8 protein-coding genes are annotated in these 10948 nt (G+C 65.0%); 4 read left to right on the top strand and 4 right to left on the bottom strand.

Translation table 11 applies throughout. The features are described 5' to 3' along the window. Window positions 1-99: 99 nt before the first annotated feature. The 3 genes from ACQY68_RS15955 to ACQY68_RS15965 all read right to left on the bottom strand — a co-directional run bounded on the left by ACQY68_RS15955 (window position 100) and on the right by ACQY68_RS15965 (window position 2136). On the bottom strand, window positions 100-816 hold the full coding sequence (locus ACQY68_RS15955) for a hypothetical protein (RefSeq protein ID WP_428150694.1): 717 nt from the start codon (window positions 814-816) through the stop codon (window positions 100-102). A gap of 111 nt (window positions 817-927) precedes the next feature. Next, on the bottom strand, window positions 928-1920 hold the full coding sequence (locus ACQY68_RS15960) for an HNH endonuclease (RefSeq protein ID WP_428150695.1): 993 nt from the start codon (window positions 1918-1920) through the stop codon (window positions 928-930). Between the two features lie 9 nt (window positions 1921-1929). Beyond that, a complete protein-coding gene (locus tag ACQY68_RS15965; protein ID WP_428150696.1) occupies window positions 1930-2136 on the bottom strand; it encodes a hypothetical protein in 207 nt (68 codons plus the stop codon). A 227-nt stretch (window positions 2137-2363) separates the two neighbouring features. Between ACQY68_RS15965 and ACQY68_RS15970 the strand changes: the two genes are divergently transcribed. Further along, complete coding sequence (locus ACQY68_RS15970) at window positions 2364-3569, top strand: DNA cytosine methyltransferase (RefSeq protein WP_428150698.1); 1206 nt, start codon at window positions 2364-2366, stop codon at window positions 3567-3569. A gap of 82 nt (window positions 3570-3651) precedes the next feature. Next, window positions 3652-4470 carry a XamI family restriction endonuclease gene (locus ACQY68_RS15975; RefSeq protein ID WP_428150699.1) on the top strand — a complete coding sequence of 273 codons (819 nt, stop codon included), beginning with the start codon at window positions 3652-3654 and terminating at the stop codon, window positions 4468-4470. A 10-nt stretch (window positions 4471-4480) separates the two neighbouring features. On the opposite strand, the gene lepA is transcribed toward ACQY68_RS15975, so the two are convergent. Beyond that, window positions 4481-6289: a translation elongation factor 4 gene (lepA, locus tag ACQY68_RS15980; RefSeq protein ID WP_428150700.1), complete on the bottom strand. Its 1809-nt coding sequence runs from the start codon at window positions 6287-6289 to the stop codon at window positions 4481-4483. 223 nt (window positions 6290-6512) lie between these two features. Here lepA and ACQY68_RS15985 point away from each other — a divergent pair, with 223 nt between their 5' ends. Both ACQY68_RS15985 and ACQY68_RS15990 read left to right on the top strand, forming a co-directional pair. Further along, window positions 6513-7661 carry an efflux RND transporter periplasmic adaptor subunit gene (locus ACQY68_RS15985; RefSeq protein ID WP_428150702.1) on the top strand — a complete coding sequence of 383 codons (1149 nt, stop codon included), beginning with the start codon at window positions 6513-6515 and terminating at the stop codon, window positions 7659-7661. Between the two features lie 9 nt (window positions 7662-7670). Continuing rightward, window positions 7671-10754, top strand: coding sequence for an efflux RND transporter permease subunit (locus tag ACQY68_RS15990; RefSeq protein ID WP_428150703.1), 3084 nt, complete (start codon window positions 7671-7673; stop codon window positions 10752-10754). Window positions 10755-10948: the final 194 nt, after the last annotated feature.

Here is a 10948-nt window from a genome sequence, read left to right on the forward strand (position 1 = left end):
CGGCCACAATCCAGACTAGGCCCCGGCCCCGCCCCGGGGCAAGCGGCTTGCGGAAATCGTCATGCCCGGCATCGGGTCCGACCCCGGCCCGGCGGCGCGTCAGCTTCGCTTCCGCCGCCCGGGCGGCGGCGGCTCCTGCTCCAGCGCCCTGCGCCAGGCCTCTTCTTCGGACAGGCCCGCCGCCTGTCCTGCGATGACCCTGTCCTCGACCTTCAGCCGGCGCTCGCGCCACAGGGTCTTCACCGCCAGATCGGGATCGTAGACATCGTGGGGACCGATCCTCAGCCGGTCGGACACCGTCCCGCCCGCATCGTCCAGCACCTCGGCCACGACCCTCAGCGGCACGTTATAGGCGTTCATCCCCACCGCCGCCGCCCGGTCCGCCAGCCGGCCATAGCTCTCCGCCAGCCCGGCCAGAGCCTTGGCCTCGGACCACAGCCGCCCCTTCATCGCCCGGCCAGAGGCCAGGATCGCCGCCCGCGCCAGCGCCGCCGGATCGGAGCAATCGGGATCGTCGACGGGCGCCGGAACGAACAGCGCCTTCAGCGCCCGCGACCCCACGGGGTTCAGCGACCGGTGCGCCGCCTCCTCCTCCTCGACCATCCGCGCATGGGCCCGCGCCCGCGCGTCGCCCATCGACTTCTTGGTCCAGCCGTCCCGGCAGGCGTAGCGATAGATGGTCGTCGCCGAGACCTTCCACTTGGCCCCCAGATCCTTGGCCATCGCCCCGTTCTTGTACTCCTCGGCGATGATCGCCCAGGTCTCGGGCTTCAGACGGAAGTGTGTGGCGGGGGCTTCTGCACAGGCTCTGCTCATCCCGACAGTGTGCGGGCCTCGCGAGTGTATGCGCGGATAAAGCCCCTAAATAATCCCGGCCTTTGATCGGTAAGGCGAAATCGGGGGATGTGTTGATGGGTATGGGTGCTGCTAAGCGATGAACACTTGGCTCCGGTGATAGGCGAGATAGCCATTCTGAGCGGGATGGAACGCATCCGTCATCCACACTGACGGCGGCTCACTGACGCCAAACCTCTGTCGAAGAAGTTGCTCGAAGCCGAGACGGCGCATGTCTTCGTCGGGCACACGCGGCGAGACAATCACCTCGCCCGCGTCGCCGAAGCTGATGAAGCCGCGATCGAACAAATGGTCGGCGTCAGGCGTCAGCAACAACCCGTTCGCGCCATCAAGACGCTCGGTGGCTGTCTGGCAAACGCGCCACGGCTTGATGTGACTGGCGATCAGCAGCGAAGAGTTCGTGATACCGGTCAACCGACATGCGCGCTCCCTCGCTTCAACGTTCTTTCGGAACGCGCCTTGACCCCGTCGCGCCTGAATGACCGTCTGCTTGACGGTGGTGTCCAGCCCCGCATCCTGTTCGATGCGGCGCTGGATGGTGTCATCGAGTATCTCGGTGACAACGTCGAAGGTCAGGCTATTGCTTCCGCCGCGCGCGAGAGCGTCTTGGCTGAAGGCCGCACCAGCGGCGATCATCTCGAACACCTCCTGCGGCACGCTGGCGAGGTAGGCCTTCTGGTTTCCATCGCCGGTCAGGGCGCTGATCGGCGAATACTTCTGGGGGAGCAACGGCCCTAGGTTTTGGATCATCGCCTTCGGGCGAACGGCGGGCGCCAACTCCGTCCAATAGACGGGCAACAGCCACCCTTCGTGGTCCCAATAGGCGCCGACGGCGCCAAATTCCGCAGGCTTAGGCGCCGTGAAGGCGAACTCCGCAACCCGCCCGATCCAGCCAATCTTGCCGTTCGCATAGGACATCACGATGTCGCCCGGCGAGGCCAAGCGCATGTTGTCGTAGAACTGGCTTCGAGCCCCGTTCCGCTCCGCCTTGGGCGCCCACAGATACTGGCCGTCGATCTCCTGACGCAGCGTCTGTTTGTGATTGACCCACCAGTAGTTCGGCATCGACCGGCGTCAGGCCCGGGCTGGTCGGAAGGGGTTACGCTCGAACCGGATGAGGTCGTGCTTCTCGGCAAACCACGCAACAAAGACCGCAGGCTCGTCGCCCTCCCACCAATAGCGAGACAGCTCAGCATCGTCCAAGCCCGCGTCGGCGGTATCGATACACCAGTCCCGCTTCATCAAACGGTCAACGGTCTGTATCCAACGAGACTTGTTCATCGTATTCCCCACCCTCGCAGAGTGTCCCGATTTTCACTTCGCTGCCAGTGAAGCGACGGACGGACATGGGTTTCGGCACGGCATCCGGGTCGAATCTCGATAGGAAGGCTGAAGACTCAACCCATCCGTGAAACGGAAACGTTGTGTTCTTTATTTGTTCCTGATAGCTTCAGGGCCCGTTAACCTTCTCGTGGCGTGATGCGCGCGAGGCACGTCAGGGGCTTAGCATGACTACGTTTGTCTCGGTTTTCTCCGGCGCTGGCGGCTTGGACATCGGCTTGCAACGCGCCGGCTGGGATTGCCTTTACGCAACTGATTTCGACAAGCATGCGGCCGCAACACTGAAGCTGAACGCAGCAGCGGGCCGCTTCCATGGCGAGGGTGTGATCCGCCAAGCGGATATTCGCGATCTGACCGGCGCTCGCATGCTTGCTGAAATGGGCAGGCGTCGCGGAGACATCGACCTGCTAGCTGGCGGGCCTCCATGCCAGTCGTGGAGCAGCGCAGGCCATCAACTTGGATTCAATGACCCGCGCGGCAGGTTGTTCGAGGACTACCTTCGGGTTGCCAAACAACTCGATGTCCGTTGGCTGCTCTTCGAAAATGTGCGGGGGCTGATCACCGCCCGTGGCTCGGACGGCATTCCAGGCAGTGCGTTGGCCGCCATCAGGCAGGCGTTATTCAGCGCGGGTTGGCAGACTCGAGTCGAACTTTTCAATGCCGCCGATTACGGCGTACCCCAACGGCGTGTTCGTGTGATCCTGATCGGCTATCGCCTTGGAGACGAACCACCGATCCCGGCGGCATCGCATAGGGAAAATAGCGAAGCAGGCGAGGCTTCCTGGATTTCCATGGCCAACGCGCTGGAGGCACTGGCTCCTCTCGAAGCAGATGAGGTCATTCGGCCTTCCGGAAAACTGGCCCTCGAGCTGGCAGAGATTCCGGCCGGTTCGGGTGTTAAAAGCCCCGGCAAGCGGGAAACCACGCGTCCGGGAGGCCATTGGGGATACAAACAAGGTGCGTTCGTCGCCGATCTGCGGCGTCCTGCCCGAACAGTCACCGCCAATGCCCAGCAAGATTGGATTCGTGACTCGATCCACGGACTGCGGCGGCTTTCGCCGCGCGAATGCGCTGCGTTGCAAACCTTCCCTGAAGATTGGGCTTTCGCCGGTGGGCGAGTTGATCAGTACCGTCAGATCGGAAATGCGGTGCCGCCACTCCTTGCAGAGAGAATTGGTGAAACGCTTCGCGACCACGTCAACGCGAAGGCCCCCGCTCCGAAGATGACGAACGTCGTCATAGCGCCACTCCCTGCAAAATTGCAGGCGGCGATTGACTACACTTCGCGAGAGCAACGCCGGAATGGAGCGTCTAGATTGCAAGCTCCGGCTAAGCGGTCTGCGCTGAAAGCTAAGGTCGCCGTTGTCGCCTGAAGAAACGGCTTATCACAGAGAGCAAACCGCGATTGCGGAAACGCTCTACCGAGACGCCGCGTCCCCGTCGGGGGAAGCAGCGATGTGGAAGGATTTCAAATGGCAGTCGCGTCGGGCTATCAAACTCGCCCTTCGCGAAACAAATTATTTGCGGGGAATTCCTAGCGCGCTTGAACGCTCAGCGCGTGCGGTCCGTGTGTTGCGTTTCTTAATGGCTCCGCCAAAAAGTCAGGATCAGTTTCACCTGCTTTGCAAACCGTATGGCAAGGGCAGTGAAAACTCGGGCTCACCAATTTCTTCAGAACGGGCGCTTGCGATTGATGCGGCATTTTCGGAGTGGAGAGATGTCGAACTCTCATCCTGGCTTGGATCAAACCGAGCACCATCCCTGAAAGAGATCAGAGCCATCTTTCTCCATGCGGCTCCGATGATGGCCCAGCAGAATATCCAAACACAAAGGCGAATGGACGCCTCTGCGTTTCAAGAACAGTCCGTCGCTGATCTCCTACTGGACGACGACTGGACCTATCAATCGGCCCGCACGATCGATCGTGCGAAAGGGATCGAGAGGAAGCATTTCTTGCAAAAGGCACGTTTCACAGCGGGCTCGCGCACGAAGGAGATCGACGTCGCTATCGGGTTGGGACAAGCGTTCATTCTGGCTTTGGAATGCAAGGTCTCGAACGACAGCACCAACTCAACCAAGCGCCTCAACGACATCAGCGAAAAGGCCGACGCTTGGCGTGTGGAATACGGCCGGACCTTGAAGACGGGAGCTATGCTCCAAGGCGTGTATCGCGCAGACGACGTCCTTGAGCTCGCCCAAGGCGGCGTTGAAGTATTCTGGTTCCACGACTTACCTCGTTTCGCGAGGTGGGTTTCTGCGGAACTGATGGAATAGCCGCTAGCCCTCAATCCTCGTCCATCTTCAGCGCCGCGATAAACGCCTCCTGCGGGATCTCGACCTTGCCGAACTGGCGCATCCGCTTCTTGCCGGCCTTCTGCTTCTCCAGCAGCTTCTTCTTCCGCGTCGCGTCGCCGCCGTAGCATTTCGACGTCACGTCCTTGCGCAGGGCCCGCACCGTTTCCCGCGCGATGATCTTGCCGCCGATGGCGGCCTGGATCGGGATGACGAACATGTGGGGCGGGATCAGCTCCTTCATCTTCTCGACCATGCCCCGGCCGCGCGTCTCGGCGCGGGCGCGGTGGACCAGCATCGACAGGGCATCGACGGGCTCGGCGTTGACCAGGATGCTCATCTTGACCAGATCGCCGACCTTGTAGTCCGTGATCTCGTAGTCGAACGAGGCATAGCCCTTCGAGATCGACTTCAGCCGGTCGTAGAAGTCGAACACGACCTCGTTCAGCGGCAGCTCATAGACCACCAGCGCCCGCGACCCGACGTAGGACAGTTCGACCTGCGAGCCGCGCCGGTCCTGACACAGCTTGATGACGCTGCCGAGGTATTCGTCGGGCGTCAGGATGGTGGCCTTGATCCACGGCTCGCTGATCGTCTCGATCTGCATCACGTCGGGCAGGTCGGCGGGGTTGTGCAGGTCGATCTCGCGCCCGTCGCGCAGGCCGATCTTGTAGACCACCGACGGCGCCGTCGCGATCAGGTCGAGGTTGAACTCGCGGCTCAGCCGCTCCTGAATGATCTCGAGATGCAGCAGACCCAGGAAGCCGCAGCGGAAGCCGAAGCCGAGGGCGGCGCTGGATTCCATCTCGTAGGTGAAGGAGGCGTCGTTCAGGCGCAGCCGGCCGATGGCGGCGCGCAGGTCCTCGAAATCGGCGGCGTCGACCGGGAACAGGCCGCAGAAGACCACCGACTGGACCTCCTTGAACCCCTTCAGCGGCTCGGCCGTCGGCTTGCGTTCGTCGGTGATGGTGTCGCCGACGGCGGCGTGGGCCACTTCCTTGATCTGGGCGGTGATGAAGCCGACCTCGCCGGGGCCGAGGCTTTCGACCGGCGTATTCTTGGGCAGGAAGACGCCGACCCGGTCGATCAGGTGGGTCGAGCCGTTCTGCATCATCTTGACGCGCATCCCGGCCTTCAGGGTGCCGTCGAACACGCGGACCAGAACGACGACGCCGAGGTAGGGGTCGTACCAGGCGTCGACCAGCAGGGCCTTCAGCGGCGCGTCGGGGTCGCCTTTCGGCGCCGGCAGGCGGGTGACGATGGCCTCCAGCACATCCTCGATGCCGATGCCCGACTTGGCGCTGCACAGGACGGCGTCGGAGGCGTCGATGCCGATCACGTCCTCGATCTGCTGGCGCACCCGCTCCGGCTCCGCCGCCGGCAGGTCGATCTTGTTCAGGACGGGGACGATTTCGTGGTTGTTGTCGATCGCCTGATAGACGTTGGCCAGGGTCTGGGCCTCGACCCCCTGCGACGCATCGACGACCAGCAGCGAGCCCTCGCATGCGGCCAGTGAGCGCGACACCTCGTAGGCAAAGTCGACGTGCCCCGGCGTGTCCATCAGATTAAGAATATAATCCTTGCCGTCACGCGCCGTATAGTTCAGCCTGACGGTCTGGGCCTTGATCGTGATCCCCCGCTCTTTCTCGATGTCCATATTATCGAGAACCTGGGCGGACATCTCACGCGCGGTCAGCCCTCCGGTGAATTGGATCAGCCGGTCCGACAGCGTCGATTTGCCGTGGTCAATGTGGGCAACCACGCTGAAATTTCTTATGCGTTCGATGGGGGGCGTCGTCATGGTGCGGCGCGGTTAGCATGGGTGACGCGTCAGCGCCAACGCAGCAGGCTTTCAACCCTGTTTCGCAACCGCATTCGGCACGGATTACATCGTAGTAATGGCGGCGCTTGCCGTTTGAGGGCAAGGCATGAACGCGGTATGAGGCCCGGCTCGCCGGATGTCATCGCCGGTTGACCTCCCCTGCCGGCGCCGCTTCGCCCGCCCAGACATACAGGATCGCTCCGTGGCCCCCACGTCCTCGACCCGCCTTCTCCGCACCTCCGCCCTCGCGCTCGTCCTCGGGCTCGGCCTGACCGTCGCCGCCTGCGGAGGTGGAGCAGAAGAGAAGAAGTCCGACGCGCCCGGCGCGTCGGGACCGACCGTCACGGTGGCCGCCGCCGCCCTGACCAACCTGCCGCGCGTCGTCACGGCCTCGGGCAGCGTCTCGGCCTGGGAAGAGGTGCCTGTCGGCTCCGAGACCGGCGGCCTGGTCGCCACCGCCGTCTATGTCGACGAGGGCGCCTACGTCCGGCAGGGCCAGCCCCTGGTCCAGCTCAACGACGATTTGCTGCAGGCGCAGCTGCGTCAGCAGCAAGCGGGGGTGCAGACAGCCCAGGCCAATCTGGCCCGCGACGACGCCGCCCTGGCACGGTCGCAGGAACTGAAGGAGCGCGGCTTCCTCAGCCAGGCCTCGCTCGACACGGCCCTGGCCAACCAGCGCGCCTCGACCGCGAACCTGGCTTCGGCGCGGGCATCGTTGTCCGAAACCCAGACCCGCCTCGCGCAGGCGACCCTGCGGGCGCCGGTCGCCGGTCTCATCATCAGCCGCAGCGTGACCCGTGGCCAGATCGTCCAGGCCGGGACCGAAATGTTCCGCATGGTCCGTGACGGCCGACTGGAGCTGGACGCCCAGGTGCCCGAGACCGAGCTGGCCCTCGTCCGCGCCGGCCAGTCGGCGACCATCTCTTCCGATCAGGTCGGCCAGACGACGGGCCGCGTCCGCATCGTGACGCCAGAGGTCGACGCCGAGAACCGGCTCGGGACGGCGCGCATCGCCCTGTCGGGCAGCGGCGGCTTCCGGCCCGGCATGTTCGCCAAGGCCGAGATCGACGTCGGGGCCCAGCCGACGATCACCGTGCCCACGGCCGCCGTCTTGTACCGCGAAAACCGTTCGGGCGTGTATGTCCTGATGACCAACAACCACGTCCGCTTCCAGCAGGTGACGGTGCTGTCCCGGTCGGCGGAACGGACTTCGGTCACCGGGCTGAACGCCGGAGCCCAGGTCGTGGTCGACGGCGCGGGCTTCCTCGGCGACGGAGATCGCGTCAACGTCGTCGCCGCCCGCGCTCCAGCCGCCGCTGCCCCTGCCCCCGTCGCTCCTGCCGCGCGCTAGGGCCTGACCATGAAGAACATCTCCTCCTGGTCGATCAGGAATCCGATCCCGATCATCCTGCTGTTCACGCTGCTGACCATCGCCGGTCTGCTCAGCTTCAACAACATGCGGATCAACAACAATCCGGACATCGACTTCCCGCTGGTGGCGGTCACGGCCGCACGGCCGGGCGCGGCGCCCAGCGAGATGGAAGTCCAGGTCACGCGGCTGATCGAGGATTCCCTCGCCGGGCTGTCGGGCGTGCGCCACATCAACTCCCAGGTCATGGACGGCGTGTCCTCGACGACCATCGAGTTCGAGCTGGGCACCGACACCGAACGCGCCACCAACGACGTTCGCAACGCCATGAGCGGCCTGCGCGCCGACCTGCCTCAGGACATGCAGGAGCCGGCGGTCCAGCGCATCGACATCACCGGCGACGCCCTGATCACCTGGGTGGTCCGCTCCTCGACCATGACGCCGGAGGAGATCAGCTGGTTCGTCGACAACGACATCAGCCGCACCCTGCTGGCCATCAAGGGCGTCGGCGAGGTCAACCGCTCAGGCGGCGTGGATCGCGAGATCGCCGTCGAACTCGATCCCGATCGCCTGGCCTCCTACGGCCTGACGGCGGCGGCGGTCAGCCAGGCCCTGACCGGCGTCAACTCCGACCAGCCGGGAGGGCGCGTGACCATCTCGGGCTCCGAGCGGTCGATCCGCACCCTGGGCGCGGCCACCTCGATCGATGGCCTGCGCGAGACCCTGATCCCGCTGGGCGGCGGCCGCACCGTGCGTCTGGGCGACCTCGGCACGGTCGAGGACCACTGGTCCGAGCCGCGCCGTCTGGCCCGTTACAACGGCCAGGAAGCCATCACCTTCAACTTCCTGCGCTCGCGCACCGCTTCGGAGGTGAAGATCGCCGAGAAGGTCCGCGAGGCGGTCGCCAAGATCGACGAGGACCATCCCGAGCTGGAGATCCAGCAGGTCACGGCCAGCGTCGAACAGATTGAGGAAAGCTACATCGCCTCGCTGGAGGCCCTGCTGCTCGGCGCCGTTCTGGCCGTCATCGTGGTCTTCATCTTCCTGCGCGACTGGCGGGCGACCTTCATCACCGCCATGGCCATGCCCCTGTCGCTGATCCCCGCCTTCGCGGTGCTCGGGCCCATGGGTCAGTCGCTGAACGTGGTCAGCCTTCTGGCCCTGTCCCTGACCATCGGCATCCTCGTCGATGACGCCATCGTCGAGATCGAGAATATTGTCCGGCACATGCGGGACGGGAAGTCGCCCTACAACGCCTCGATGGAGGCCGCCGACGAGATCGGTCTGGCCGTCGTCGCCACCACCGCGACCATCATCGCCGTCTTCGCTCCGGTCGGCTTCATGCCGGGCATCATCGGCCAGTTCTTCAAGGCCTTCGCCTTGGCCGCCTGCGTCTCCGTGGCCTTCTCCCTGGTCGTGGCGCGAACCCTGACGCCCCTGATGGCCGCCTATCTGCTGAAGCACCACAAGCACGAGGACCGTGATCCGTTCTGGATGGCGGCCTATCTGAAGTCGCTGACTTGGAGCCTGAAGAACCGCTGGAAGGTCTTCGCCATCGGCACGGCCCTGTTCATCGGCTGCGGCGTCCTGGCCACGAGGGTGCCGTTCGAGTTCCAGCCCTCCGGCGATGTCGCCCGCGCGGGCTTCTCCATCGAACTGCCGCCGGGCGCCACGCTGCAACAGACCGACGCCATCGTTCAGCGTCTGACCCGTGACCTGCGCGCCCGGCCGGAAGTGACTTCCGTCTACGCCTCCGTCGGCGGCCAGGAAGTCAATCAGGCCAACCTCTATGCCGATCTGCTGCCCAAGGGCGACCGCGATCTGAGCCAGCAGGAATTCGCGCGCACCATGGTCGACAGCTGGAAGGACATTCCGGGCGCCCGCATCGGAGCCGGCATCGCCCAGCAAGGCGGCGGGCCGTCGGACGGCACAAGCTATACATTCTCCATCCTGTCGGACAGCGGCGAGGCCCTGGTCGCCGCCGCGCGTCAGGTCGAGGCCGAGATGCGCACGGTTCCGGGCCTGGCCAACGTCGTCAACACCGCCTCGATCGCCCGACCCGAGATTCTGGTCACGCCACGTCCGGATCAGGCCGCCCTGATGGGAGTCTCGACCAGCGCCATCTCCCAGGCCGTCCGCGTCGCCACCATCGGCGACGTCGACCAGAACCTGCCGAAATACAATCTCGGCGACCGTCAGGTGCCGATCCGCCTGCGCCTGACCCGGGACGCGCGCGAGGACCTGTCGGTGATCGAGAACCTGCGGGTGCCGACCGCGACCGGCGGTGCGGTGCCGCTGAGCGCCGTGGCCGACATCCAGTTCGGCGCCGGGCCTTCCCAGGTGCTGCGTCAGGACCGTTCGCGGATCGCCTCGATCACGGCCGAACTGGACGGCATCCGTTCGGGCGAAGCCGGCGCTCTGGTTCAGAAACTGCCCTCGGTCCAGAACCTGCCCGAAGGCGTCCGTCAGGTGCCTGCGGGCGACCAGGAATTCATCGCCGAGATGATCAACGGCTTCGCCATCGCCTTCATGACCGGCATCCTGCTCATGTACGCGGTTCTGGTGCTGCTGTTCCGCAGCTTCGCCTATCCGATCACCATCATGGCCTCGCTGCCGCTCGCCATCGGCGGCGCCTTCGTGGCCCTCATGGTCGGCGGGTCCAGCTTCTCCATTTCGTCCCTCATCGGGGTGCTGATGCTGATGGGGATCGCGGCCAAGAACTCCATCCTGCTGGTCGACTACATCGTCATCGCCGAACAGGAAGGCATGGCGCGGATCGACGCCATCATGGACGCGGCGCACAAGCGCGCCCGCCCCATCCTGATGACCACCTTCGCCATGGGCGCCGGCATGATCCCGGTGGCCGTGGGCTGGGGCGCCGATGTCGAGTTCCGTCAGCCGATGGCTATCGCGGTCGTGGGCGGGCTGATCTCCTCGACCTTCCTGTCCCTGCTGTTCATCCCGCCGATCTTCACCATCGTCGACGACGTGTCCGGATGGGCGCGCCGTCGCATGGGCGGGATGTTCGCGAGCCAGCACCAGACGCAGGCGGGCGCGGCCGAACCCGCCGAGTAGTCGGCGGCCCCGCCCGGGTCTGACGACGGGCCGTCGAGGCCTTCCCGGAAGGGCGTCCCGCGCAGTAGCGATACCGCGCCCAATGGCGACCTGCGGGTCCGCCAGCCACCGGTCCCGTCCAGACAGTCACGAGGCCGGACGTGGCGGCCTCGCACCCGACGTGATCGTTCAGGTGAGGTCGTCTGGACCCGCGC

The organism is Brevundimonas sp., from assembly GCF_965278935.1.
Taxonomy (GTDB): domain Bacteria; phylum Pseudomonadota; class Alphaproteobacteria; order Caulobacterales; family Caulobacteraceae; genus Brevundimonas.

Excerpts from the sequence above, each read along its gene's own strand:
- ACQY68_RS15960 (WP_428150695.1), bottom strand. The coding sequence starts at position 1,920 with ATGCCGAACTACTGGTGGGTCAATCACAAACAGACGCTGCGTCAGGAG.
- ACQY68_RS15970 (WP_428150698.1), top strand. The coding sequence starts at position 2,364 with ATGACTACGTTTGTCTCGGTTTTCTCCGGCGCTGGCGGCTTGGACATC.
- ACQY68_RS15990 (WP_428150703.1), top strand. The coding sequence starts at position 7,671 with ATGAAGAACATCTCCTCCTGGTCGATCAGGAATCCGATCCCGATCATC.
- ACQY68_RS15975 (WP_428150699.1), top strand. The coding sequence starts at position 3,652 with ATGTGGAAGGATTTCAAATGGCAGTCGCGTCGGGCTATCAAACTCGCC.
- ACQY68_RS15965 (WP_428150696.1), bottom strand. The coding sequence starts at position 2,136 with ATGAACAAGTCTCGTTGGATACAGACCGTTGACCGTTTGATGAAGCGG.
- ACQY68_RS15955 (WP_428150694.1), bottom strand. The coding sequence starts at position 816 with ATGAGCAGAGCCTGTGCAGAAGCCCCCGCCACACACTTCCGTCTGAAG.
- lepA (WP_428150700.1), bottom strand. The coding sequence starts at position 6,289 with ATGACGACGCCCCCCATCGAACGCATAAGAAATTTCAGCGTGGTTGCC.